The sequence below is a fragment of the Streptococcus mitis genome (genome assembly GCF_905187535.1).
Lineage (GTDB): Bacteria > Bacillota > Bacilli > Lactobacillales > Streptococcaceae > Streptococcus > Streptococcus mitis_BS.
The window spans coordinates 113,720-140,673 of sequence record NZ_CAJJIE010000004.1 but is presented as its reverse complement, the minus strand read 5'-3'; the positions used below and the strand labels follow the sequence as shown (position 1 = coordinate 140,673).

Annotated in this window: 17 protein-coding genes; 16 read left to right on the top strand and 1 reads right to left on the bottom strand. The window is 41.1% G+C overall.

What is annotated here, in order from left to right:
- The 15 genes from dltA (at position 1) to JQ841_RS01695 (ending at position 23,320) form a co-directional block, all read left to right on the top strand.
- Complete coding sequence (dltA, locus tag JQ841_RS01760; RefSeq protein WP_203179931.1) at positions 1-1,551, top strand: D-alanine--poly(phosphoribitol) ligase subunit DltA; 1,551 nt, start codon at positions 1-3, stop codon at positions 1,549-1,551.
- A complete protein-coding gene (gene dltB, locus JQ841_RS01755; RefSeq protein WP_203179930.1) occupies positions 1,548-2,792 on the top strand; it encodes a D-alanyl-lipoteichoic acid biosynthesis protein DltB in 1,245 nt (414 codons plus the stop codon). Before dltA ends, dltB begins: the two co-directional genes overlap by 4 nt.
- Positions 2,793-2,804: 12 nt before the next feature.
- Positions 2,805-3,044, top strand: coding sequence for a D-alanine--poly(phosphoribitol) ligase subunit DltC (dltC, locus tag JQ841_RS01750; protein ID WP_000351967.1), 240 nt, complete (start codon positions 2,805-2,807; stop codon positions 3,042-3,044).
- Positions 3,037-4,305 (top strand): D-alanyl-lipoteichoic acid biosynthesis protein DltD, encoded by a 1,269-nt coding sequence (dltD, locus tag JQ841_RS01745; protein ID WP_203179929.1) that lies wholly within the window; start codon positions 3,037-3,039, stop codon positions 4,303-4,305. The genes dltC and dltD overlap by 8 nt, the downstream gene beginning before the upstream one ends.
- Before the next feature lie 268 nt (positions 4,306-4,573).
- Positions 4,574-6,160, top strand: a complete 1,587-nt coding sequence (locus tag JQ841_RS01740) for a glycosyltransferase family 52 (protein WP_203179928.1) — start codon at positions 4,574-4,576, stop codon at positions 6,158-6,160.
- A gap of 3 nt (positions 6,161-6,163) precedes the next feature.
- Complete coding sequence (locus JQ841_RS01735) at positions 6,164-7,408, top strand: glycosyltransferase family 4 protein (RefSeq protein WP_203179927.1); 1,245 nt, start codon at positions 6,164-6,166, stop codon at positions 7,406-7,408.
- Positions 7,409-7,506: 98 nt separating this feature from the next.
- Positions 7,507-8,337, top strand: coding sequence for a hypothetical protein (locus tag JQ841_RS09810; RefSeq protein WP_238395579.1), 831 nt, complete (start codon positions 7,507-7,509; stop codon positions 8,335-8,337).
- Positions 8,291-12,502 carry an SIALI-17 repeat-containing surface protein gene (locus JQ841_RS01730; RefSeq protein WP_238395578.1) on the top strand — a complete coding sequence of 1,404 codons (4,212 nt, stop codon included), beginning with the start codon at positions 8,291-8,293 and terminating at the stop codon, positions 12,500-12,502. The genes JQ841_RS09810 and JQ841_RS01730 overlap by 47 nt, the downstream gene beginning before the upstream one ends.
- Before the next feature lie 341 nt (positions 12,503-12,843).
- Entirely contained in the window at positions 12,844-13,284 is a 441-nt protein-coding gene (adcR, locus tag JQ841_RS01725; protein ID WP_001249308.1) for a zinc-dependent transcriptional regulator AdcR, read from the top strand.
- Positions 13,284-13,988 (top strand): metal ABC transporter ATP-binding protein, encoded by a 705-nt coding sequence (locus JQ841_RS01720; RefSeq protein WP_001269496.1) that lies wholly within the window; start codon positions 13,284-13,286, stop codon positions 13,986-13,988. Before adcR ends, JQ841_RS01720 begins: the two co-directional genes overlap by 1 nt.
- Positions 13,981-14,787 carry a metal ABC transporter permease gene (locus tag JQ841_RS01715; protein ID WP_000950030.1) on the top strand — a complete coding sequence of 269 codons (807 nt, stop codon included), beginning with the start codon at positions 13,981-13,983 and terminating at the stop codon, positions 14,785-14,787. The genes JQ841_RS01720 and JQ841_RS01715 overlap by 8 nt, the downstream gene beginning before the upstream one ends.
- Positions 14,788-14,796: 9 nt before the next feature.
- Positions 14,797-16,302: a zinc ABC transporter substrate-binding lipoprotein AdcA gene (gene adcA, locus JQ841_RS01710; protein ID WP_203179926.1), complete on the top strand. Its 1,506-nt coding sequence runs from the start codon at positions 14,797-14,799 to the stop codon at positions 16,300-16,302.
- A gap of 476 nt (positions 16,303-16,778) precedes the next feature.
- Positions 16,779-17,663, top strand: a complete 885-nt coding sequence (locus JQ841_RS01705; protein WP_004235732.1) for an SPFH domain-containing protein — start codon at positions 16,779-16,781, stop codon at positions 17,661-17,663.
- Between the two features lie 184 nt (positions 17,664-17,847).
- Complete coding sequence (locus JQ841_RS01700) at positions 17,848-21,636, top strand: glycoside hydrolase family 2 TIM barrel-domain containing protein (RefSeq protein WP_203179925.1); 3,789 nt, start codon at positions 17,848-17,850, stop codon at positions 21,634-21,636.
- 1 nt (position 21,637) lies between these two features.
- On the top strand, positions 21,638-23,320 hold the full coding sequence (locus JQ841_RS01695) for an alpha-L-fucosidase (protein ID WP_338014997.1): 1,683 nt from the start codon (positions 21,638-21,640) through the stop codon (positions 23,318-23,320).
- Between the two features lie 45 nt (positions 23,321-23,365).
- On the opposite strand, the gene JQ841_RS01690 is transcribed toward JQ841_RS01695, so the two are convergent.
- A complete protein-coding gene (locus JQ841_RS01690; protein WP_203179924.1) occupies positions 23,366-25,450 on the bottom strand; it encodes a GH92 family glycosyl hydrolase in 2,085 nt (694 codons plus the stop codon).
- Positions 25,451-25,620: 170 nt separating this feature from the next.
- On the opposite strand from JQ841_RS01690, the gene JQ841_RS01685 reads away from it, so the two are divergent.
- On the top strand, positions 25,621-26,901 hold the full coding sequence (locus JQ841_RS01685; RefSeq protein ID WP_084947741.1) for a glycoside hydrolase family 125 protein: 1,281 nt from the start codon (positions 25,621-25,623) through the stop codon (positions 26,899-26,901).
- Positions 26,902-26,954 lie beyond the last annotated feature (53 nt).

Sequence of the window (26,954 nt, the reverse complement as noted above, 5' to 3'; positions counted from 1 at the left end):
GTGTCAAATAAACCAATAGTAGATATGATTGAAACCATTGAGCATTTTGCTCAGACACAGCCTACCTATCCTGTTTACAATGTTTTGGGGCAGGAACACACTTATGGAGATTTAAAGGCTGATTCGGATAGTTTAGCTGCAGCCATTGATCAACTAGACTTGCCAGAGAAGTCTCCTGTGGTTGTGTTTGGTGGCCAAGAATATGAAATGTTGGCAACTTTTGTAGCCTTGACTAAGTCAGGACATGCCTATATTCCAATTGATAGCCATTCGGCCTTGGAGCGAGTTTCAGCTATTTTAGAAGTAGCAGAGCCAAGCTTGATTATTGCCATCTCAGACTTTCCATTGGAGCAGGTTTCTACGCCAATGATGAATCTAGCTCAGGTGCAAGAAGCCTTTGCTCAAGGGACTAGCTATGAGATCACGCATCCAGTCAAGGGTGATGATAACTACTACATCATCTTTACTTCTGGTACGACTGGTAAGCCAAAGGGAGTACAGATTTCCCATGATAACCTCCTCAGCTTTACCAATTGGATGATTACGGACAAGGAATTTGCGACGCCAAGTCGTTCGCAAATGCTGGCTCAGCCACCTTATTCTTTTGACTTGTCTGTCATGTACTGGGCGCCGACCTTGGCACTGGGTGGTACGCTCTTCGCTCTTCCTTCAGCTATTACTCAGGACTTTAAGCAACTCTTTGCGACCATCTTTTCATTGCCAATCGCTATCTGGACATCAACCCCTTCTTTTGCGGATATGGCCATGTTGTCAGAAGACTTTAATAGTGAGAAAATGCCTGGAATCACGCATTTCTACTTTGATGGCGAAGAATTGACGGTTAAAACGGCTCAAAAACTGCGCGAGCGTTTCCCAAATGCCCGTATTATCAATGCTTACGGCCCAACAGAAGCGACAGTAGCCCTGTCAGCAGTTGCTGTGACAGACGAGATGTTAGCGACTCTCAAACGCCTACCAATCGGCTATACCAAGGCTGATTCTCCAACCTTTATCATTGACGAGGACGGCAAGAAACTGCCAAATGGTGAACAGGGAGAAATCATTGTTTCTGGACCAGCCGTTTCAAAAGGTTATATGAACAATCCTGAAAAAACGGCAGAAGCCTTCTTTGAGTTTGAAGGTCTGCCAGCCTACCATACAGGAGATGTGGGAACTATGACAGATGAAGGCTTGCTTCTCTACGGCGGACGCATGGACTTCCAGATTAAGTTTAACGGTTACCGCATTGAGTTAGAAGATGTCTCTCAAAACCTCAATAAGTCTCGCTTTATCGAGTCTGCTGTAGCTGTGCCACGTTATAACAAGGACCACAAGGTACAAAATCTGCTGGCCTATGTCATCTTAAAAGACGGTGTGCGTGAGCAGTTTGAGCGAGATATTGATATTACCAAGGCTATCAAGGAAGATTTAACAGATATCATGATGTCCTACATGATGCCGTCTAAATTCCTTTACCGAGACAGTTTGCCACTGACTCCAAATGGAAAGATTGACATCAAAGGATTGATTAACGAGGTGAATCAGAGATGATGGAGTTCTTTCAACAGCTTCCTCATTTAGAGCCATACGGCAATCCTCAGTATTTTGTCTATGTGATTGCTGCAACCTTGCCTATCTTTATCGGTCTCTTTTTCAAGAAACGCTTTGCCTGGTATGAAGTGCTGGTTAGTCTTTTCTTTATCGTCACCATGTTGGTAGGTGGGAAGACCAATCAATTGGCTGCCTTGGGTATTTACCTTTGCTGGGAGATATTGCTCCTGCTTTTCTACAAGCACTATCGAAAAAGTAAGGATGACAAGTGGGTTTTCTACCTAGTTAGTTTTCTGTCCCTTCTCCCGATTATCTTTGTCAAGGTGCAGCCGGCTATCAATGGAACGCAGTCTTTGCTTGGATTTTTGGGAATTTCTTACCTGACTTTTCGTTCGTTTGGGATTATCATCGAGCTGAGAGATGGGGTGATTAAAGATTTTACCCTCTGGGAATTTCTCCGTTTCCTTCTCTTTATGCCGACTTTCTCGAGTGGTCCAATTGATCGCTTTAAGCGATTTAATGAAAATTATCAGACCATTCCTGAGCCGGATGAGTTGATGGATATGCTGGATGAATCTGTTCGCTATATCATGTGGGGCTTTTTGTATAAGTTTATCCTGGCTCATGTTTTAGGAGAGACCTTGTTGCCTCCTCTGAAGAATCTAGCCTTGCAGTCAGGTGGTTTCTTTAATCTCTATGCTTTAGCGGTCATGTATACCTTTGGTCTTGAGCTCTTCTTTGACTTTGCAGGTTACTCTATGTTCGCCTTAGCCATCTCAAACTTGATGGGAATCCGTAGCCCCATCAACTTTAACAAGCCCTTTTTATCAAGGGATTTGAAGGAATTTTGGAATCGTTGGCACATGAGTCTCTCTTTCTGGTTCCGTGACTTTGTCTTTATGCGAATGGTCATGGTATTGACCAGAAAGAAGGTCTTTAAGAATCGCAATGTAACCTCAAGTGTGGCCTATATTGTAAATATGCTGATTATGGGATTTTGGCACGGTGTGACCTGGTACTACATCGCTTATGGACTCTTTCATGGATTAGGTTTGGTCATCAATGACGCTTGGATTCGCAAGAAAAAAACGCTTAATAAGGAACGGAAAAAAGCAGGGAAGACTGCTCTACCTGAGAATCGCTGGATTCAGTTGCTTGGCATGGTTGTTACCTTCCATGTCGTCATGCTGTCATTCTTGATCTTTTCTGGATTTTTGAATGATTTATGGTTTAAAAAATAAAGGAAATAAAATATGGATATCAAATCAGAAGTTATCGAAATTATTGATGAGTTGTTTATGGAAGATGTTTCTGACATGATGGATGAAGATCTTTTTGATGCAGGTGTCTTGGATAGTATGGGCACGGTTGAATTAATTGTGGAGATTGAAAACCGTTTTGACATTCGTGTTCCTGTAACAGAGTTTGGTCGTGATGACTGGAATACAGCTAATAAAATTATAGCTGGCATTGTGGAGCTACAAAATGCTTAAACGCTTATGGATGATCTTCGGACCTGTCTTGATAGCTGGTTTGTTGGTTTTTCTACTCATTTTCTTTTATCCTACTAGTAAAAGTTATAATTTATCAGAAGAAAAACGATATGCAGCAGCGATTAGTACACAAAGTTTTAGAGAAAGATTTCAGAAAGTGAGAGCTTTTTCGGATCCAAGTCTACGATTCATTCCCTTTTTTGGTTCTAGTGAGTGGATTCGATTTGATAGTATGCATCCAGCTGTTTTAGCGGAGAAATACAATCGTTCGTATAGGCCCTATTTTTTAGGACAAGCAGGAGCAGCTTCTTTAAATCAGTACTTTGGTATGCAGCAAATATTGCCAGAGCTAGAAAATAAACAAGCTGTTTTTGTTATTTCTCCTCAGTGGTTTACAGAAACGGAGTATGAACCTGCAGTTTTTCGTAGGTATTTTAACACGGATCAATTGGGTGCTTTTTTGGAAAATCAATCTGGAGATGTGTCAAGTCGTTACGCTGCTACACGTTTAATGAAAAAGTATCCTAATGTAGTATTGGGAGATATAGTCAGAAAAATAACCGAGGGTGAGCAACTTTCAGAAATAGATAAGACACTCATAGATACATTAGCACGATTCAACGAAAAACAATCATTTCTATTTGGACAAGTGTCAGTGAATGATGGAGAAAAATATAGAGATCGTGTAGAGAAATATTTAAAAGACTTACCAGATAAGTTTTCCTACGATGCATTGAGAGAAATCGCTGTAAAAGATGCTGAAGCAAATACCACGAATAATGATATGGGGATGGACAATCATTTCTATGATACGCAAGTAAAGAAAGATTTAAAAAAGTGGAAGGATTATCAGAAAAATTATAATTTTCTAAAATCATCTGAATATAATGACTTGCAATTAGTCTTAAATCAATTTGCTAATTCAAAAGTGAATGTATTGTTTGTGATTCAACCGGTTAATAAAAAATGGATGGATTATACAGGATTAAATCAAGATATGTATCAACATGCAGTTGAAAAGATTCGTTACCAATTAGAAAGTCAAGGTTTTACCAATATAGCAGATTTTTCAAAAAATGGTGCTGAACCTTATTTTGTAAAAGATACAATTCATATTGGTTGGTTAGGTTGGTTGGCTTTTGATAAGGCCGTTGATCCTTTCCTTTCCAATCCCACCCCAGCTCCGACTTACCATCTGAATGAGCGCTTCTTCAGCAAAGATTGGGCGACTTACGATGGAGATGTCAAGGAATTTCAATAGATAGATTTAAAGGACACTCTAGAGCTCAGATTGCGTATCTGATTTCTAGAGTTTTTTTATTTCATTTTACATCGTTTTAAATATTTTCGTTTTCTTTATTAAAAGAATTATCAGAAACTAGAAATCTAAGGTTTGTTGGAGTTGTGTATCTAGTATTAATTTGACTGTTCTTCTGTTGGATAGTGGTCACATCATATGCTATAATTTTAGGTAATAGATGTTTAGATTCAAATGAATACATTGGTAAGAATTTGATAAGGAGTTAAATTTGAAAAATATAATATTTTGTACCTCCCCTTTTCAAGTGTTAGTTGCAAAAGAGGTAGTTAAAGCTGTTTCAGAAGATTTTATTGGGATTTATCTAAAAATGTCAGATGATAAGCGACAGTCTATTTATGCTGAGAAGATGCAAGATTTCTGTGAGGAAGTTCTTGTACTTGAAGGAAGAAATGTTTTTGAAAGGATTCATGCTTTTTTACAAGATAAAGAGATTACTAACTTATATTTGGCCAGTTTAGATAATCCTGTCGCTCTCAATACTTTTAATCCTGACAGTATGAACTTGTATACTTTTGATGATGGTAGTACTTCAGTTGTTCCGCTTAATATGTATACGCAAAATCTAGATAGGCTTATAGAACATACAAATTTCACCTTGAGTGATATCATGTCTTATTCAAAGAAACATTATACAGTATTTAAAGAGTGCATTCTTTTCCCGAAAGAAAAGCAGGAAATCTTGAACTTTTCGACAGAGCCTAAAGGGTTCCAGAGAGCTAAAAATGGCAAGAAGATTACTGTGTTTTTAGGTCAAGCGCTCGGTTCTCCTTTTGATTTGGGAGATATTGAACTAAGCAAGCGATTGACAGGAAAAATACTTTCTGGACTCGATTCTGTCAGATACTATCCTCATCCGAGAGTAGGATTAGATTTAAACACAGCTGACAAAGTGGAATCTGATTTGTGTTTTGAAGAAGAAATCTATCTTTTGTTAGAAAAGTATGAGTTTGTTGATGTACATGGCTTTTATTCAACTTCTCTTTTGTTGATAAAAGATATCGAAGGTGTCTCTGTGCATGGCTATCGTACCTTCTTAACAACACATGAATCAGATGCCTTTGCAAGGTTAGGTGTTCCTTATCACACTTTATCCCTATCTGATACTTGTGTTGATATTATTATGCCAGTCTATAATGGGGCAACGACCGTCGGTCAGACCATTGACTCTATTTTAAATCAAACTCATGAAAATTTTCGATTATTCATTATCGATGATGGTTCGACAGATCATACTGAGGAGGTTTGTCAAGCTTATCTAGCGGACCAACGTATCCAGTATGTGAAAAACAGCCATCAAGGGATTTCAAAAAGTTTGAATGATGGGGTAAGGATATCCCAAACGGATTATGTGGCAAGGCAAGATTCAGATGATATTTGGATGCCTTGGCATCTAGATCTTCTATTGCATGAATTGGAAACGAATCCTCAATTGGATATTATTGGAGCTAAAGTCATTGTAGAGGAAGATGAGATAACGAATAAAATAAAGCGAAATAATTATAATCATTTATTTGGAGAACAGTTATGGCTAGAGCTTGCCTATAGAAATGTATTTAATCATTCAACAGTTATTTTTAAGCGTGCCGCCTATGAGGAAGCAGGGGGGTATGATGAGCACTGTGATGGGTTTGAAGACTGGCATTTGTGGTCTCGTATGGTGACAAAGGATAATGCCTTGGTTTTAAATATCGTGACGACCTGTTATCGTCTGTCAGAGAGACATAAACGAGGTATGGCCTTCCGTGCAAGATTGGCTAGAAGTCGTGGTTTGAGATTAGAAGATGTTTTAGAATAGATAATGGTGAAAGTATTTACAATCAAAGAAGGAGTTCCTGTAAGCTCTTATGGTTTTGAAAGAAGTCAATTGGCTCGTCAAGAAATTTTTAAAAGTTTGCAAGTAGAACAAGAGCTTGTTTTAACAAATTTAGAAAATTTTGTTCCAAATTTTGTGGAAACACTAGAAAATCTCGGATTTGAGAATTTTTATCATGTGATTTTTGAACAATCTGACTTGGCTAGAAACAAACCGAGTGTCAAAAAAGATTTTTTAGATGAATTAAAGGATGTCCATAAAATAGAGTACACGAAAGAAGGATATGTAGGTCTTGTTTACTATCAAGCAGGATATGTTGAATGTTATACCTCTCAACTACTCTATCGCTATGATTATCTAGAGAAACAGTTTACTCTTTATGATAGTAAAGGAGAACTACTGAAGGGTGATGTGAGCGAAAATTATCACCGCTATCACAATCTAAGGAGTGGTGAGACCTATACTCAATGGCAATTGGTGAATCTTTATTTGGCAGAACATTCAAGTCAAGAAGATAGATTTGTCATTGATATGATCAATGAGTATCCACTGCAGTTAAGGAAATTTTTCCAAAATACGGGAAGAAAGCTATTTGCTTACACTCATTATAATATTCTCGATCCTATGATGAAGTTTGTGTTACAAACCTGGTGTAGGAATATAGTAGCTAGTCCTGTTTTAGAGCAGATGTTAGGTAAAGAGAAGGTTCAGTTTTTACCCCCGATGTTTGTGGATAGAGTTTTGGAAAAAGAATATACAAGAGTCACCGATTGGTGTATTGTTGGGAATATGACCTTTATTAAACGTTGTGCATGGGCAATTGAGGCTTTTAGGCAAGTTCCTGATAGCCAGTTAACAATTTATGGGAATTTACCTGATGGCTATAAAAAAGAAGATTTACCGCCTAATGTGCATTATGCAGGTTTTCTGGAAAAAGTTCCTTATGAAAAGCACCAAGGTTATATCTCTTGCTCAATGAGTGAATGTTTTGCGAATGCGGCTGTGGAAGCTTCTTCTATGGGCTTGGTTTGCCTCTTGTCAGATACAGATTTGGCACATAGATATTATGCGAGTAGAGATATAAATATTAAACGATTTAAAGATGTTGGAGAATTAATTATCTTAGTGAAGGCTCATCAAAAAGAAGGAGATTATCCCTCTTCAACATTCTCAAAAGACTATCAAAAATTTGATATTTTAGAGTTATATAAGCGTGTATTATTCATATAAAGTGATATAATAGATAGTATGATTATGGAAACAGTTTCATAATTCATAGTTTGGTACTTAATAGTATTCAGGTCTTAATTTTAGGAAGGTGCAGTTTTATGTTTGCAAAAGATAAGCGAGAGAAATTTTCTCTTCGTAAGTACAAAGATGGTCGAACTGATTCTAAGTTAATCGGGGCAACGATTTTGGCCACAGGTGTGGCTTTAGCTGTTGGTGCAAGTCCAGTAGCTGCTGCTGTTACATCTAATGGTGGTGATAGTGTAACTTTAGTGAGTGATACATCGAAAGTAGCTTCGACAGAAGCCACAACGTTTACTGATGACAGTGATGCGTCTAAAACTGTAAAAGTTGATGCGGTATTAGCTAAAGATACGCCAGAACCAACAAAAGCTAACAGCAATACAGGCGACGTTGATGGTAATGACACATTAAACTTTAAATCAGAAGCAACGGTCAATTACAAGCTTGATTCTGATAAGTCAGACTTAAAACCTGCAGAAACAGTGGAAGCTGGAACTGGTACAGTGACAACTCCTTACGATAAAAAAGGTCTTGCTTACGATACAGATGGTAAAGATTACCGTGAATCAACAGTTGCTAAAACTGGGGATGCTGTTACTGAAGCTACTGGTAAGAAAGATACTGTAGAAGCGAACAACAAAGTTTACGAGTATGTTCGATCTGAAGTCGAAAACGCAGATAAACTGACTTATGACAAAACGAAATTCAACGATATTGAAGCCAGAGTTTCTCCAGAAGGAATGCATAACAAGCTAGGTGAGATTGACTACACTAAAACAAAAGGGAAGGTCTATCTAGTCGAAGAAACTGCAGATGGAAAATATGGTAAGTATGTTGTAGCAGAAAACGGAGTATCTAGTGATGAAGAAGCAGCTACTGCATGGAAAAAATGGTCAAGCAGATGCTAAAGATTTCACGAAAGAAAATGTAACTCTTGAAGAAGGAGATACAGTTCTTGTTCTTGATAAAGATACGTACGCTATTGGAGCAGGTAAAGAAGTTAAGGTAACTAAAAAAGGTATTGTTACTTATGAAACTGTTAATTCACGTACAGATACGTACGTTTTAGCTAAAAATGACTACAATTCTTATCGTACAGAAGATTATTCTAATGATGTAGGCGACTATGCTAAGTATAGAAGACCAGGTGCGGATGGGATTTTTGGAACAGCTGATGATATTGTTGAAGCACCGCGCTCGAATCCAACCTATGGGTTTGCGGGAATTGAAAACTTCAATGGACCACATGTCTATAATCCAGAAACAAGAGAAGAATACGCTCCAGGAAAAATAGATGCAGCCCACTCTTCATTAAAAGATGTTTTGAAAAACTATGCCCTAGCTAATTACAAAGCCTTAGATTATTTAGAAAAAGTGGCTGTAGGAGAAGAGAACAAGGCGAAAGTCCAAGCAGCTAGAACACGTTTGGATAATCATCTGAAAGAATTAGAAGATAAAATCCAAGATGGAACGGTTGAAATTGGATTATTAGAAAAGAAATCTGGAACTACTGGAACTCTTGTAGAGCATGCTCCGCTTGATGATAATTTATTCCCACAAGAGACAAAGTTAAGTGAGTATTTAAAATTTTTACCTGATACATTAGGTCGTTTAAGTTTCACAAATGTAACTACAAAAACAGAGGATACAGCTGGAGTACATAAAAAAATTACAACAACAACAGAGTATTCTTTTGAACCAGAAAATTCTGATGCTAATATTCAAGGACATAGTGAAGTTGTTACAGAGGAATATCCTATTTATAATGGCATACCTGAAGTAGATTTTACTGAAGATCCTAAGACAGAAGAAAAAACTACAAGCACAATACTCAAAAAAGGAACCATTACAATCTCTCAAGACGGTAAGATTACAGTATCAGGAGATAGTATAGTCGATGATGATTTTAATACTGCAGCTTCAAGAATCGGGGAAAATAAATATATTATCACAGGAACAGTAGGTGAAAGAACTCAGGTAACAACAACCCCTACAACAGAGTACAATACAAAAGAAATCATCACACCAGTACGTGCTTACAAAGTAATGGGTGATGCAAAACCAGTAGTTACTCACTACTACAAATTGAAGATTACAAAAGAAGAAGCAGGAACTGCAACAGCTACTAAACAAGGTAGTGTCGTTATCAAGTACGTAACTACTGATGGAAAACAATTAAAATCAGAAACTGACAAAGATAATGTTACATTAGAAACAAAAACTGTTGTAAGCCGTTATTCAGGTGAAACAAAAGTTGATGAACGAGAAGATAAAGCAACTGTAGAACAAAACTACGATACAACTCCAAAACAATATCCAACATTAGTAGATCCTGATACTGGATTTACTTATGAGTATGTAGGTTTAAAACAAGGTTCTCCAGCAGCTAGTGGTAAAGTAGTAGAAGGAACAACAGAAGTTGTTTACGAATACCGTCTAGTAAGTGAAGAAGAAAAAACACCGTCTAAATCAGAAGTTACAAAAACAGGTTCTGTAGATGTAAAACACGTTGTGATCAACGAAGATGGAAGCCTAAAAACATTAAAAGAAACAGAAGTAGTGAAAGACAATGTTCCTCTAGAGTATGAAGACACTTATGTAACTTACTCAAAAGGTGTGAAAGTATCTGAACGTAAAGAAAAACGCAAAGTTACAGAAACATATGACACTACTGATAAACAATACCCAACTCTAAAAGACGAAGCTACAGGATTAGTTTACAAATATGTAGGACGAACATCTGACTCAGCTCCAGTAACAGGAGACGTAACTGAAGGTGAAAAACACGTTATCTACAGCTATGTGTTAGATAAAAAAGAAGATGCAACACCGACAGTAACTGAAACTAAAGGATCAGTAGTTGTTAAGTACGTTGATGCTGATGGTAATGAAATCAAAGATCCAGAGACTGTAGTGACGGATGCAGTTGTTAAAACAACGAAAACATACGCTACTAAGTCAGGAGAGGTTGTACTTTCAACACGTGATGAAGTAACAGAAAATGATGTAAACTACAATACTGTTGAAAAGAAAGTTGATACAATCACTAAAGATGGTAAGAAATATGTCTTCCGTGGAGTGTATGAAGTTTCTGATAAGTATAACAACGTATTAGAAGAAACAGGTAAGGTGAAAGAAGGAACTACAACAGTTGTATACCAATACGATTACGTTATTCCAGTAGATCCAACTAAGCCTAATGAAGGTGATAATAATCCTCCAAAACCAGAGGATAAGATTCCTAATGACCCACAAAACCGTTCATACAAAGACTTAGGTCTCTTAAAAGAAGTCAAACGTGATATCACTTATGTTTACGAAAATGGACCAAAAGCAGGCCAAGAAGCTAGTGCACCTGTTAACCAAAATGCACGCTTCACAAGAACTGCAGAGATCAACAGTAGAACTGGTGAAGTGGTCTACACAAGTGAGTGGACAAAAGAACAAAAACTTGCAGAAGTAGTATCACCAAAAATCGATAAATATGCAGTTGATAAAGAAAAAGTAGCAGAATTACCTGTAACACACGAATCTAGTGATAGTAGTGAAGTTGTTAAATATCGTGAAAATCCCGAAATTATCGAACATGATGAAGCAAAAGATAAAAAAGGATCTGTAGTTGTTAAGTATGTTGATGGTCAAGGAAATGAAATCGGTGAAGCGGTAACTGTTAAAGATAATGTTATTGTTGAAAAAGCAATGACAAAAGTTTACGCAGATCGTGAAGAGACTACATATACAGCAACAAATGAAGAATACAGCACTGTAGCAAACCGTAAAGATGTTATCGAAGCTAATGGTAAGAAATACAAATACAGTGGTGTATATGAAGTTTCTGATAAATACAACAATGTATTAGAAGAAACAGGTAGGGTGAAAGAAGGGACTACGACAGTTGTATACCAATATGACTACATTATTCCAGTAGATCCAACGAAGCCTAACAATGGAGAACAAAATCCTCCAAAACCAGAGGATAAAATTCCTAACGATCCAAAAGGTCGTACCTACAAAGATCTAGGTCTACTAACAGAAGTGAAACGTAACATTACTTATGTTTATGAAAATGGACCAAAAGCAGGTCAGGAAGCAAGTGCGCCAGTTGAACAAACTGCTCGCTTTACAAGAACTGCAGAAATCAACAGTAGAACAGGTGAAGTAGTATACACAAGCGAGTGGACTAAAGAACAAAAACTTGCTGAAGTAGCATCGCCAGAAATCAAAGATTACACTGTGGATAAAGCTAAGGTAGATGAATTAGCTGTGACACATGAATCTAAAGATTCAGCGGTTGTTGTTAAGTATTCTCAAAATAAACCAAACAGTGTACGTGATTACGCAAAAGACAAAAAAGGAACAGTTATCGTTAAATTCGTAGATATTAATGAAAACTTCCTTGCGGATGATGTAGTAGCTAAGAACAATGTCATTGTAGCTGAAGCGACAACTATAACTACTGGTGATAAAGAAGAAACGACTTACAAAGCTACAGGAGAAGAGTATGCTGTGACAGCTCCTGAGACTATCGAGGTAGATGGAGTAACATTCAAACTTAAACGTGTTTTTCCAGCTGGTGATAAATTCAAAAATACTGTAGAGGAAAAAGGTTTAGTTAAAGAAGGAGTAACTACAATTGTTTACCAATATGTAATGCAAATTGATGCTCCAAAAGTTGAAGTGCCAGAATTTGAAGGTGGAGTAGTTCCGTTAGATCCGCCAACTGTGGAGATTCCAGAGCTGAAGATTCCTGAAGAACCAAAACCACAGCCAGAGCCAAATCCAATTCCGACTCCAGCTCCTGCACCTACACCACAACCAGCTCCAACACCTCAACGAAACGAGACTCCAAAACCACCTGTACCTGTGGCGGAAGATTCGGGAACACCGGAAGTTCCAAACAGACCAGTACCTTCAAATTACAATCCGGATGGGAACACTTATCCAGCTCCATCAACTGAGGTAACTCAATTGCCAAATACTGGTACGGAATCGAACGCAGCCTTGGCAGCATTCGGATTTGTTGGAATTTTGAGTGGTCTAAGTATCGTTCTTCGTAAGAAGGATAATGAGTAAAATTTGTTCAAAATTTTAATGAGTTTCTAGTTATAGATTGCTAGACCTCTTGAGTGAGGTAAGGTATGTATTTGGAGAAGGCTTAGACCTTCTCCATTTTATATATAATTAGAAGAAAAAGAGTTGTGTCTTCTAAAATAGATTCAGATGATGGGCAACTTATGATGGAGATGTCAAGGAATTTCAATAGATAATAGTATGGAAGAGTTCAAGAATGAAACTGGTTTTCACGTTTTTTCTTGACTCTTTTTTTGGTTGTGATATAATTAACCAGTAAATAATTCTTCAAAGAATAGTATTTTCTCTTAAAAAAGAGAAGTCCAAAAGGAAAGGAGTCAGATATGAGACAGCTAGCGAAGGATATCGATGCTTTTTTGAATGAGGTGATTTTGCAGGCAGAAAATCAGCATGAAATCCTAATAGGTCATTGTACTAGCGAGGTGGCCCTGACCAATACTCAGGAGCACATTCTTATGCTCTTGTCAGAGGAATCTTTAACAAATTCAGAATTGGCCCGTCGCCTCAATGTCAGTCAGGCAGCAGTTACCAAGGCCATTAAGTCTTTGGTCAAGGAAGGGATGTTGGAAACATCTAAAGATCCTAAGGATGCGCGTGTGATTTTTTATCAGTTGACTGATTTGGCTCGTCCAATCGCTGAGGAGCACCATCATCACCATGAGCATACACTTTTAACCTATGAACAAGTGGCAACTCAGTTTACTCCAAATGAACAAAAAGTGATTCAGCGGTTTTTGACTGCTTTAGTAGGAGAAATCAAATAATGAGATACATTACGGTAGAGGATTTATCCTTCTATTATGATAAGGAGCCCGTTCTTGAACATATCAATTATAGTGTTGATAGTGGGGAATTTGTTACCTTGACAGGGGAAAATGGAGCAGCTAAGACGACACTGATTAAGGCCAGTCTTGGAATCCTCCAGCCACGCATTGGAAAGGTGACCATTTCAAAGACAAATACGCAGGGTAAGAAATTGAGAATAGCTTACCTTCCTCAACAGATTGCCAGTTTTAACGCTGGTTTTCCAAGTACGGTTTATGAATTTGTCAAGTCGGGTCGCTATCCGCGAAAAGGCTGGTTCCGTCGTTTGAATGCTCATGATGAGGAGCATATCAAGGCTAGTCTGGACTCAGTTGGAATGTGGGAACACCGAGACAAACGCTTGGGGTCTCTATCTGGAGGACAAAAGCAGCGAGCGGTGATCGCGCGTATGTTTGCTTCGGATCCAGATGTGTTTATCCTAGATGAGCCGACAACGGGGATGGATGCAGGAAGTAAAAACGAATTTTACGAACTCATGCACCACAGCGCCCATCATCATGGCAAGGCTGTTTTGATGATTACCCATGACCCTGAAGAAGTTAAGGACTATGCGGACCGCAATATTCATCTAGTCCGTAACCAAGACTCGCCATGGCGTTGTTTCAACGTTCATGAGAATGATCAGGAGGTGGGCCATGCTTAGTTTGTTATCTTATGACTTTATGCAACGTGCCTTTCTGGCCGTTATTGCCATGAGTCTTTTCTCGCCAGTATTGGGGACCTTCCTTATCTTGCGCCGTCAGAGTTTGATGAGTGATACCCTCAGCCACGTCTCACTTTCAGGTGTAGCCTTTGGTCTGGTACTAGGGATTTCTCCGACTATTTCCACTATTGCTATTGTCTTGATTGCGGCAGTCTTTTTGGAGTATCTCCGTACGGTTTACAAGAGCTTTATGGAAATCGGGACAGCTATCCTCATGTCAACGGGTCTGGCTGTTTCTCTGATTGTCATGAGCAAGGGTAAAAGCTCGAGTTCTATGAGTTTGGACCAGTATCTTTTTGGTTCAATCGTGACTATCAGCGAAGAGCAGGTTATTTCCCTCTTTGTCATTGCGGCGGTTGTTTTGATTTTGACCTTCCTCTTCCTTCGTCCGATGTATATTTTGACCTTTGATGAGGATACGGCCTTTGTGGATGGCTTGCCAGTTCGTACCATGTCCATTCTTTTTAACATGGTGACGGGGGTGGCCATTGCCCTTATGATTCCAGCTGCGGGAGCTCTTCTGGTATCGACCATTATGGTCTTGCCAGCCAGTATTGCCCTGCGTCTCGGGAAAAACTTTAAATCGGTTATGCTGCTTGCCAGTGCTATTGGATTTTTGGGAATGGTAGCAGGACTTTACATTTCCTACTATGCAGAAACACCTGCAAGTGCAAGTATTACCATTATTTTTGTAACTGTCTTTTTACTTATTAGTTTAGTAAGACGTTTTATCAAATAGGAGACTAACGTGAAAAAAATTAGCTTATTGTTCGCCAGTCTATGTGCCTTGTTTTTAGTGGCTTGTTCCAATCAAAAGCAGGCAGATGGCAAACTAAATATCGTGACAACCTTTTACCCTGTCTATGAATTTACCAAGCAAGTCGCAGGAGATACTGCTAATGTAGAACTCTTAATCGGTGCTGGTACAGAACCCCATGAATATGAACCGTCTGCCAAGGCAGTTGCCAAAATCCAAGACGCAGATACCTTTGTCTATGAAAATGAAAACATGGAAACATGGATTCCTAAATTGCTAGATACCTTGGATAAGAAAAAGGTCAAAACCATCAAGGCGACAGGCGATATGTTGCTTTTGCCAGGTGGCGAGGAAGAAGAGGGAGACCATGATCATGGCGAAGAAGGCCATCACCATGAGTTCGATCCCCATGTTTGGTTATCACCAGTTCGTGCCATTAAACTAGTAGAGCACATCCGTGACAGCTTGTCAGCAGACTATCCTGATAAAAAAGAGACCTTTGAGAAGAATGCAGCTGCCTATATCGAAAAATTACAAGCCTTGGATAAGGCTTATGCAGAAGGCTTGTCTCAAGCCAAACAAAAGAGCTTTGTGACTCAACACGCGGCCTTTAACTACCTTGCCTTGGACTATGGACTCAAACAAGTCGCAATCTCAGGCCTCTCTCCAGATGCAGAGCCATCAGCTGCTCGCTTGGCGGAATTGACAGAGTACGTCAAGAAAAATAAAATTGCCTATATCTACTTCGAAGAAAATGCCTCACAGGCTCTTGCTAACACACTTTCAAAAGAGGCAGGTGTCAAAACAGATGTTCTCAATCCTTTAGAAAGTCTGACAGAAGAGGACACCAAGGCTGGAGAAAATTACATCTCTATCATGGAGAAAAACCTCAAAGCTTTGAAACAAACAACAGACCAAGAAGGTCCAGCTATCGAGCCTGAAAAGGCAGAGGATACCAAGACAGTTCAAAATGGTTACTTTGAGGATGCAGACGTCAAGGACCGCACCTTGAGTGACTATGCAGGTAACTGGCAATCAGTTTATCCTTTCCTTGAAGATGGAACTTTTGATCAGGTCTTTGACTACAAGGCTAAGTTGACAGGTAAGATGACTCAGGCTGAGTACAAGGCCTACTATACAAAAGGCTATCAGACAGATGTGACTAAGATTAACATCACTGATAACACTATGGAATTTGTTCAAGGTGGACAAAGCAAGAAATATACTTACAAGTATGTTGGTAAGAAAATCTTGACTTACAAGAAAGGCAATCGTGGCGTGCGCTTCCTCTTTGAAGCGACAGATGCGGACGCTGGACAATTCAAGTATGTTCAGTTTAGCGATCACAATATCGCCCCAGTTAAGGCAGAACATTTCCATATCTTCTTTGGAGGAACAAGCCAAGAAGCCCTCTTTGAGGAAATGGATAATTGGCCAACCTACTACCCAGATAACCTATCTGGACAAGAAATCGCTCAAGAAATGTTGGCGCATTGATGAGAAACCGACTAGTTCATAGGAGCTAGTCGGTTTTTGGATACTAGATGGTAACTTCATTATAGACCTTTCAGATACCTAAGGAACGTAATCGGTAACCGATGACAAAAATAGTATACACATCAAATTTAGATCATCAACCTCACTTAATGCTTGAACTATTGGAGTGCGGTTCATTGTAATGATGTTTTTTGTGAGTCTTTTAAAGGGATTAACCGTTACTTGTTTCGTTTCTTTGTCCGCAGCTTGTAATGCTCAGATAGTATGTTGATAATCAACGGAGTTAGAGAGAACTCGCATGGTAGACCTAATTCTTTACCAGTTGTTTTAGCAAGAAATCAGACGACAATGTGACAATTCGCCTCTAATTATTGACATTTCAGGAAAAATCGCAGTAAAAACTGCACAGCCTTCTTTAAATGTGCTATAATACAGGAAAAATAATGATGGAGGTCACGATAATGGCAACATTTTTGATGATTTTTGTGGTGGTTTGTGTGCTCCTATTGGTGATAGTCACACTGAGTACAGTTTATGTGGTTCGTCAGCAGTCGGTGGCGATTATTGAACGCTTTGGGAAATACCAAAAGGTTGCCAATAGCGGTATTCACATTCGCTTGCCTTTTGGGATTGATTCGATTGCTGCTCGGATTCAGTTGCGCTTGTTGCAAAGCGATATTGTGGTTGAGACTAAGACCAAGGATAATGTGTTCGTTATGATGAATGTAGCGACTCAGTACCGTGTCAACGAGCAGAGCGTGACAGACGCCTACTATAAACTCATGCGTCCAGAATCTCAGATTAAATCTTATATCGAAGACGCCCTTCGCTCTTCTGTTCCCAAATTAACCTTGGACGAATTGTTTGAGAAAAAAGATGAGATTGCCCTTGAAGTTCAACACCAAGTAGCAGAAGAAATGACTACTTACGGCTATATTATCGTGAAAACCTTGATTACCAAGGTCGAACCAGATGCAGAAGTTAAGCAATCCATGAATGAAATCAATGCGGCCCAACGTAAGCGGGTTGCAGCGCAAGAGTTGGCTGAAGCAGACAAGATTAAAATCGTCACTGCAGCTGAAGCCGAAGCAGAAAAAGACCGCCTCCATGGTGTGGGGATCGCCCAACAACGTAAGGCGATTGTGGATGGATTGGCAGAGTCTATCACCGAACTCAAGGAAGCCAATGTTGGTATGACAGAAGAGCAAATCATGTCCATTCTTTTGACCAACCAGTATTTGGATACCTTGAATACCTTTGCCTCTAAAGGAAATCAGACTATCTTTTTACCAAATACTCCAAATGGTGTGGATGATATCCGTACACAAATCTTGTCAGCCCTCCGTGCTGAGAAGAAATAATAGACTAAAGAGCCTGGAGTCAGGCTCTTTTTGCGTAGCTCTTGTAGCTTTGAGGATTAAAATCCTCCTCCACAAATTATAGAATCTTTTCTGAGTATTTAGGGAGTGATGGAGGAAGTATTGAAAGCGCTTTTGTTTTGTGATATAGTCAAGTAAATCGAGTCATTTAAAGAGGGTTGTTTGTATGAGAAGAGAAGAAGTTTTACGGAATCACTGGTTTTTTAGCCAAGAGGTGGGGAAGGAAGAGGCCTTGGCACCGGATTTTCAGAGGGAAAATTGGCAGGCTATTCAAGTGCCGCATGACTGGAGTATTTATAATGATTTTGATCAGTATTCGCCAGCGCAAAATGAGGGTGGTCAGTTAAATGGTGGTCAAGCCTGGTATCGAACACAGTTTTACTTGGAAGAAGATGCCAGTATTGTATCGGTGCGTTTGCTCTTTGATGGAATTTACATGAATGCCCAAGTCTATATCAACGGGCAAGTGCTGGGCTATTATCCCAATGGCTATACACCCTTTTCTTATGATATCACGCCTTATCTAAGAAATGATGGGACAGCCAACCAGCTTGCAGTTTTTGTGGAAAATCAGCAACCTAGCAGCCGTTGGTACTCTGGTAGTGGTATTTACCGAGAAGTAAAATTGTTGATTACAGATCTGGTGCATCTGGATTTATATGGTATTAAGATAGAAAGTCCTAAATTAAAAGAACAAAGAGATGGATGGGTGGAAACTCAGCTTGAAAGTAAGGTTTCAAATGACGGACTTCAGTCTGTGTCGGTGTATTTGAAACAGAGTATCTGGCATGAAGGACAGCAGATTTCTGACTGGCAGGCGACAGACTCTGTAATGATTGATTCTGGAAAAAAACATCATTTCAAACAAGGCATATCAATTTTCCAACCTTTGCTTTGGGATATTGATCATCCTCACCTTTACCAATTGAAGACTCGCCTTTACAAAAATGGCATTTTGGTTGATGAAGAAGAGGAGACTTTTGGTTACCGTTATATGGATTGGCAAGCGGATAAGGGTTTCTTTCTAAATGGTCGCTGGTTGAAGATTCATGGGGTTTGTTTGCACCATGACTATGGAGCGCTGGGAGCTGTGGAAAATAGGTCAGCTGCTGAGAGACGATTGCGCCAGATGAAGGAAATGGGTGTCAATACGATTCGAATCACCCATAATCCAGCTAGTAGTATTTTGCTGGATGTGGCTGCCAAAATGGGGCTACTCATCCAAGAAGAAGCCTTTGATACCTGGTATGGAGGCAAGAAAGAATATGATTATGGTCGTTTTTTTGAGGCAGAAGCGACTCATCCAGAAGCGAAAGCAGGCGATTTCTGGTCAGATTATGATTTGCGCACCATGGTCCAGCGTGGCAAGAACAATCCGGCAATCTTTATGTGGTCCTTAGGAAATGAAGTCAGCGAAGCAAATGGAGATGCTCATTCATTGAAGACGATCAAACGCTTGCTAGAAAGGGTCAAGGAGGTTGATGATAGCCGTTTTGTGACCATGGGAATGGATCAATTTCGCTTTGGAGATGGTTCTGGAGGTCATGAAAAGATCGCTGATTTGCTGGATGTGGTGGGCCTGAATTATTCGGAAGACAATATTGATGGAATTCGCAAAAGACATCCCAAGTGGCGACTTTATGGCTCTGAAACCTCATCGGCTACAAGGACGCGTGATAGCTATTTTCGCCCAGATAAGGAATGGATTGGGGATAATCGCCGCGTGCGGAATTTTGAACAGTCGGACTATGGCAATGATAGGGTTCCTTGGGGGAAGACAGCGACGGCTTCTTGGATAGCAGATAGAAATCGGCTAGACTATGCAGGTCAGTTTATCTGGACAGGAGTGGACTATATCGGTGAGCCTACTCCTTGGCACAATCAAAATGACACACCTGTCAAGAGCTCCTATTTTGGGATTGTGGACACAGCAGGGATTCCTAAAAATGACTATTATCTCTACCAAAGTCAGTGGTTGGATGGTAATCAGCATCCCATGGTTCATATCCTGCCTCATTGGAATTGGGAAATCCACAAGAGTTATCAACAAGTTGTGGATAAGTATGGGGATATCCCTGTTCGAGTGTATTCAAATGCCCGTTCTGTAGAGCTATTTCTCAATGGAAAATCCCAAGGTAGGAAGACTTTTCAGGAAAAATGGACTTCAGATGGTAGAAAATACCAAGAGGGACAAGATTCTGACCAACTCTATCTCGAATGGCGTTTGGCTTATCAACCGGGAGAATTGCATGCTGTAGCCTATGACTGTCAAGGTCAACTTGTGGCAGAAGATAGGGTGGTGACTGCAGGTAAGCCAGCCAAAATCGGGTTACATGCCGAGAAAACAAAACTGGAGCCAGATGGGCAAGACCTCCTTTATCTCTATTTTGATATATTGGACAAGGATGGAAATTGGGTGCCGAGTGCTTCCAATCAGCTTCATTTTGAAATTGAAGTACCAGCTCGCATTGTGGGTGTAGATAACGGCAGGCAGGCCAGTCGTGAACGTTATCAGGCTCAGAAAAATGGTCGGTTTAAGCGGAAAGCCTTTCATGGAAGAGGTGTCCTTTTGGTTCAGAGCTTGGAGCAGGCAGGTCAAGTAAGAGTAAAAGCTAGTGCCAGAGGGCTAGAGCCAGCAAGTTTTGATCTCTTAGTGGGAGAGGCTTTGGATTGCCAGCCAGTGAAAAATCAGCTCTTGTTTGAGATTCGAGTGGACAAGCAGGCAGGTTTGCAAGAAGGAGATTCCCCAGCTATTGGACTTTATCCACAAATTGTGGATAACCCTGTGAACAAGGTGGGGAATAGTGAAGTGATTTGGGAGATGAGTGGTAGTGCTCACGCCATTATCAAGCAGGGAGTGCTTCATTGCTTGTCTGCAGGGGACTTGGCTATTCGCGCCTTTTATCAAGGGAAGGTCTATCAAACTCATTTGCAGGTTGCAGAAAATACCTTGCTGGGGCAGGCAGTTTCTGTACGACCACTTCGCTTGTATACAGAAAAGGGGACTTATCCACAGCTGCCGTCTTCAGTTTTGGTGGACTATGAGTTAGGTGGTACGAAACGAGTTAAGGTTGTTTGGGAGGCAATCTCCGAAGAAGATATAGATAACTTTCATGAATTTACGGTATCTGGTCAGCTAGAAGGTCTGGATTTAAAGGCATCTGCTCAGGTTTGTGTCCAAGGGATTTGCACTATTGAACCCGAAATGGTTTGGACGCTTGTCAAGGAACCCCCACACTTACCAGACCGAGTCAAGCTAGTCTTATCAGATGGCAGACGAGATACGGCCAAGGTGACTTGGGATGAACTCGATCCTCAAGTCTATGCTCAGGTAGGAGAATGTGTGCTTACAGGACAAGTAGCGGGCTGTGAGTTGCCAGCAACAGTCACCATTCATGTGACAGATGCCAGTGTAGATGGGGAAGTTATTTCCAATCAGTGGACAGGATCCAACCTGCCTCTGGTCTTTGCTTCCCATTCAGAGCCGAATCACCCAGCCTCTTACCTCAATGACAAGGTCATTGCTCGGAAGAAATCGACAGCCAATACCTGGATTAGCAAGTCAGAGCAAGCCAGCGTGGGCATTCTTTTTGGAGATGCAGGCATTTTAAAACCGCGATTTGTGGATAATGTGATCTTGTATTATGTTGAGAATCAAGAATACGTGGCGGTGGAACCGACCTTTATTGATTATTACATAGGGAATGAGCTTACTTTGCCTCGGACTCCCAACCATTTGGATAAGGATTCTGCTCTCAAACAAGAAAAGAATTGGCGACCTGTATCAGGTATCCGAAAAATTTCAAGTGATAAGGATGAAGAGATTCGTTTTGAATTTGACAAGGTGGAGACCTATGCCCTTCGTCTTAGATTTGAAAACTTGGCAAGTACCCTAGCGTTAACAGAATTGCAAGTACATGCCAAAAAAGTAAAGAAAAATGTAGATAGGAAGTAGTATGGTGAGAGAAATAAAACCGCATGGGCCCTTGCCTAGTCAGGCCCAGCTAGCTTATTTAGAGGATGAGCTAGCAGCTTTTATCCATTTTGGTCCCAATACTTTTTATGACCAGGAATGGGGGACAGGTCAGGAGGATCCTGGGCGATTTAACCCGACAAAGTTAGATGCGCGTGAGTGGGTTCGCGTGCTCAAGGAAACAGGCTTTAAGAAGTTGATTTTGGTGGTCAAGCATCACGATGGCTTTGTCCTTTACCCGACGGATCACACAGATTATTCGGTGAAGGCCAGTCCTTGGAGGAATGGAGAGGGGGACTTGCTCCTTGAAGTATCTCAAGCTGCTACTGAGTTTGATATGGATATGGGGGTCTACCTGTCACCTTGGGATGCCCACAGTCCTCTCTACCATGTGGACCGAGAAGCGGATTATAATGCCTATTATCTGGCTCAGCTGAAGGAGATTTCATCAAATCCTGCTTATGGAAATGGAGGGAAATTTGCTGAGGTCTGGATGGATGGTGCCAGAGGAGAGGGCGCTCAAAAGGTCAATTATGAATTTGAAAAATGGTTTGAAACCATTCGTGACCTGCAGGGAGATTGCTTAATTTTTTCAACAGAAGGCACCAGTATCCGATGGATTGGCAATGAACGAGGGTATGCAGGTGATCCCCTGTGGCAAAAGGTGAATCCTGATAAACTAGGAACAGAAGCAGCGCTGGATTATCTTCAGCATGGAGATCCCTCGGGCACTATTTTTTCAATCGGTGAGGCAGATGTTTCCATCCGGCCAGGTTGGTTTTACCATGAAGAGCAGGATCCTAAGTCTCTTGAGGAGTTGGTCGAAATCTACTTTCACTCAGTGGGGAGAGGAACCCCGCTCCTACTTAATATTCCGCCGAATCAAGATGGGCTATTTGATGCAAAGGATATTGAACGCCTCTATGAATTTGCGGCCTATCGCAATGAGCTCTATAAAGAAGATTTGGCTCTGGGAGCTGAGGTATTTGGTCCAGCTCTTTCCGCAGATTTTGCTTGTCACCATCTGACAGATGGTCTTGAGACCAGCTCTTGGGTAAGTGATGTAGGCTTGCCAATCCAGTTAGAACTCGACTTAGGATCTCCTAAAACTTTTGATGTCATTGAGTTAAGAGAAGATTTGAAGCTAGGGCAACGAATCGCTGCTTTTCATGTGCAAGTAGAGGTGGACGGCGTCTGGCAAGAATTTGGTAAGGGCTTTACAGTTGGTCATAAGCGCCTCTTGCGAGGTCCACTAGTAGAGGCACAGAAGGTGCGCGTGATGATTACCGAGGCACAATCTATGCCTGTATTGACCAAGATTTCCCTCTATAAAACTCCTAGCTTATCAAAAAAAGAAGTTGTTCAGGGACTAGCATTTGCAGAAAAAAATTTGGCTGTGACAAAGGGAGAGACTCTGCATTTTAGGATTGAACGTAGCGAAAGTAATACTCCTTTGGAGGCTAAGATTTCGATTCAACCGGGGACAGGTGTCCATGGTGTCGCCTATCAGGACGAAATTCAAGTCCTTCAATTCCAAGCTGGGGAAAGCACAAAAGATTTTTGCCTACCAACCCTGTATTTTGCTGCTGATAAGACCTTGGATTTCTATCTGAATCTGACTGTTGATGGACAGTTGGTTGATCAACTTCAAGTACAAGTTTCATAAAATAAAAGAGCCTTTGCACGATACAAAGGTTCTTTTGTCTACTAGCTAGTGACTTGGTAACCAGCTAAGTGTAAAGGTTAGTTGCTCAGCTTTTAAGAGGTCTTGGTGTTGAATAGTTGATACTAGGTTTTTATCTAGTCGGCATTCTTTTACAAAGTTAAAATGTCTGTGGTTTTGTTCAGTATGAATATCTAGCCATTTACCTTCTTTAGCTAGATAGATTTGGAGGTGGTCAAAGAGAGGAATTCCGAGGTCATAGTTTGGTTTGCCTGGACAGGTCGGATAAAATCCAAGAGCTGACCAGATGTACCAGGCTGAGAGACTGCCATTGTCTTCATCGCCAAGATAGGCTTCCCAACTTGGGTGAAAAGCTTTCTGACGGAGCGTCTTGATGAGAAGGGCAGTGTAGTCAGGGTAATCGCTGTAGCGGAAGAGATAAGGAATGTGGAAACTCGGTTGGTTGGAAATGGCGAGTTGCCCAAAAGGAGCAGTAGCCATCTCGCTCATTTCGTGAATCTCGTAGCCATAGCCTGTTGTCTCAAAGAGGGGAGTATCTTGACTGGTTTTCAAAAGATAGTTGCTAAAGGCTTCTTTTCCACCCATAAGCTGGATTAAGCCTGGGATGTCGTGGAGGACACCTAAAGTTGCTTGAATGGCTGAGCATTCAGCATAATCACGTCCCCAACTGTATGGAGAGAAGTCAGGACGGAAGTTTCCTTGATTGTCTCGCGCTCGCATATAACCTGTCTCAGCGTCAAATAGATGGCGGTAATTTTGTGAAGCAGTTCTATAAGTTTCCGCGATATCATTTTGACCGAGTTTTTCGGCACAGCTAGCGATACAAAAATCGCTATAGGCATAGTCTAGGGTGTGGCTGACGCTTTCGTGGTGGTCGGTAGAGAGGTAGCTAAGCTCTTGGTATTGGGCTAGTCCGTGGCGACCATTGATGCCGAGAGGGTCGGATTTGCTGGCTGTTTCAATCATAGCCTGGAGGAGTTCTTCTTCCAAGTCGGGAGCCATGTCCTTGCAGGCGCTATCTGCGATAATACCGTCTAAAAGGGTACCAGGCATCATGCCACGTTCATCTGGAGCTAGCCATTTTGGAAGGAAACCAGTATCGCGGTAGCTATTGAGAAATCCCTCTAAAAAGCGACGATAATGCTCTAGTATGACAAGGGCAAAGAGGGGGAAGGTGGTGCGGAAGGTATCCCAGAAACCATTGTTGCTAAAGAGGACACCGGGCTTGACAGTACCAGTAGTCAGATCCATGTGGATGGATTGCCCTGATTCATTAACCTCATAAAAAGTCTGTGGGAAGAGGAAGAGTCTGTAAAGGCAGTGGTCAAAGAAGGTTCGGTCAGCCTCTCCTGTCTCGATAACGTCAAAACGATGGAGGAGATCTTCCCAGTCTGCTTGTGCACTAGCTTTACAACTGTCAAAACCTTCGTGAGGTAGATTGATTAGAGCTTGAGAAGGGGAGATGAAAGAAGTCGCTAGTTGGATCTCAGCATGGCTATCTTCCAAGTCAATTCGCCAATCTTCACCTTCTTGGCTGACAGCAAGAATAGCCGTATTCGATTGCAGGGAGGTGAACATAGTTAGTGGATTTTTGTTGGTCTCAGTTTTTCCTTCTTGTCTTAGGGCAAGCGTTCGCTTATCTACTTGCTCTACGGTCAGTTCATCTCCTGCGTGAAGGTAGAGGGAGAGGGCTTTGCCTTGCTTTTGCTCCAAACGAATAGAAGCACCGTAGCAAGTCGGAGTAAGCTGGCTTTCAATCTGATAGCGCAGTGAGAAAATCTTCAGATAATGAGGCTGGAAAGTAGCCTTATCCATATCATAGGAAGATTGGCGGTGGAAGAGTCTGTCTCCACCTAGTTGGCCTGTGACAGGTGTCAGAAGAAGCCAAGAATAGTCTCCAATCCAAGGACTAGGCTGGTGGGTTAATCGAATCCCCTGAAAGATGGGCAAATGCGGATCGAAAAACCAAGAGCCCTCCTGGTCACTGGTCTGGGGTACAAAGTAATTCATCCCAAAAGGCACGCCCGTGTAAGGCAGGGTATTTCCCCGAGAAAAGGCATGCTTGCTGGCAGTCCCAAAGCGGGTATCGATGGTTTCAAGTAGTGGTTTCATAGTCTTTCCTTTAGCTGTTTTTCTACATTATATCAGAAAAAGAAGGCCTTTAGAAAAGGAGTTTCAAAGATAACTATTTTGTAGAAAAATGACTATCATTTGTGTATGTATTTTCTGTTCCAAAAGCTATATACTGAGAATGAAACTTGTTTGAAAGAGGAAACTGCACGATGATTTATTCAAAAGAAATTGTTAGAGAGTGGCTGGATGAAGTAGCAGAGCGGGCCAAGGACCATCCGGAGTGGGTGGATGTCTTTGAGCGCTGCTACACAGATACCTTGGACAATACGGTTGAAATCCTAGAAGATGGTTCAACCTTTGTGCTCACAGGAGATATTCCTGCTATGTGGCTTCGAGATTCGACAGCCCAACTACGACCATATCTTCATGTGGCTAAAAGAGATGCCCTCCTGCGTCAGACTATTGCAGGTTTGGTCAAACGTCAGATGACCTTGGTACTCAAGGATCCTTATGCCAACTCTTTTAACATTGAGGAAAACTGGAAGGGGCACCACGAGACTGACCATACAGACCTTAATGGCTGGATTTGGGAACGCAAGTACGAAGTGGACTCTCTTTGCTATCCTTTGCAGTTGGCTTATCTCCTCTGGAAAGAGACTGGTGAGACTAGTCAGTTTGATGAGACTTTTGTCGTAGCGACTAAGGAAATTCTCCATCTGTGGACAGTGGAACAAGACCACAAGAACTCTCCTTATCGTTTTGTCCGAGATACGGACCGTAAGGAAGACACCTTGGTAAATGATGGATTTGGCCCTGACTTTGCAGTGACAGGTATGACTTGGTCAGCCTTTCGTCCGAGTGATGACTGTTGTCAGTATAGTTACTTGATTCCGTCAAATATGTTTGCAGTTGTTGTTTTGGGGTATGTTCAAGAAATCTTTGCAGAACTAGACCTAGCTGATAGCGAGAGTGTTATTGCTGATGCTAAGCGTCTCAAAGCGGAAATCCAAGAAGGTATCGAAAACTACGCCTACACAAGCAACAGCAAGGGCGAAAAGATTTATGCCTTTGAAGTGGATGGCCTAGGAAATGCCAGCATCATGGATGATCCAAACGTACCAAGTTTGTTGGCTGCGCCTTATCTGGGCTACTGCGATATCAACGACGAAGTCTACCAAGCAACTCGCCGTACCATTCTGAGTCCAGAAAATCCTTACTTCTATCAGGGAGAATACGCTAGCGGTCTCGGAAGTTCTCATACCTTCTATCGCTATATCTGGCCAATCGCCCTTTCTATCCAAGGTTTGACAACAAGAGATAAGGCAGAGAAGAAATTCTTGCTGGATCAGCTGGTTGCTTGCGATGGGGGTACAGGTGTTATGCATGAAAGCTTCCACGTGGACGACCCAACTCTCTACTCTCGTGAATGGTTCTCTTGGGCTAACATGATGTTCTGTGAGTTGGTCTTGGATTACTTGGATATCCGCTAAGGAGCTCGCTTTCGCTCAATTGATTCTTGGAAAGAATCACAAATTTACATTTA

Coding starts and splice junctions, on each gene's coding strand:
- JQ841_RS09810 (WP_238395579.1), top strand. CDS start 7,507: ATGTTTGCAAAAGATAAGCGAGAGAAATTTTCTCTTCGTAAGTACAAA.
- JQ841_RS01700 (WP_203179925.1), top strand. CDS start 17,848: ATGAGAAGAGAAGAAGTTTTACGGAATCACTGGTTTTTTAGCCAAGAG.
- dltB (WP_203179930.1), top strand. CDS start 1,548: ATGATGGAGTTCTTTCAACAGCTTCCTCATTTAGAGCCATACGGCAAT.
- JQ841_RS01705 (WP_004235732.1), top strand. CDS start 16,779: ATGATTTTTGTGGTGGTTTGTGTGCTCCTATTGGTGATAGTCACACTG.
- dltD (WP_203179929.1), top strand. CDS start 3,037: ATGCTTAAACGCTTATGGATGATCTTCGGACCTGTCTTGATAGCTGGT.
- JQ841_RS01695 (WP_338014997.1), top strand. CDS start 21,638: ATGGTGAGAGAAATAAAACCGCATGGGCCCTTGCCTAGTCAGGCCCAG.
- JQ841_RS01715 (WP_000950030.1), top strand. CDS start 13,981: ATGCTTAGTTTGTTATCTTATGACTTTATGCAACGTGCCTTTCTGGCC.
- adcR (WP_001249308.1), top strand. CDS start 12,844: ATGAGACAGCTAGCGAAGGATATCGATGCTTTTTTGAATGAGGTGATT.
- JQ841_RS01735 (WP_203179927.1), top strand. CDS start 6,164: ATGGTGAAAGTATTTACAATCAAAGAAGGAGTTCCTGTAAGCTCTTAT.
- dltC (WP_000351967.1), top strand. CDS start 2,805: ATGGATATCAAATCAGAAGTTATCGAAATTATTGATGAGTTGTTTATG.
- JQ841_RS01690 (WP_203179924.1), bottom strand. CDS start 25,450: ATGAAACCACTACTTGAAACCATCGATACCCGCTTTGGGACTGCCAGC.
- JQ841_RS01730 (WP_238395578.1), top strand. CDS start 8,291: ATGAAGAAGCAGCTACTGCATGGAAAAAATGGTCAAGCAGATGCTAAA.
- JQ841_RS01720 (WP_001269496.1), top strand. CDS start 13,284: ATGAGATACATTACGGTAGAGGATTTATCCTTCTATTATGATAAGGAG.
- JQ841_RS01685 (WP_084947741.1), top strand. CDS start 25,621: ATGATTTATTCAAAAGAAATTGTTAGAGAGTGGCTGGATGAAGTAGCA.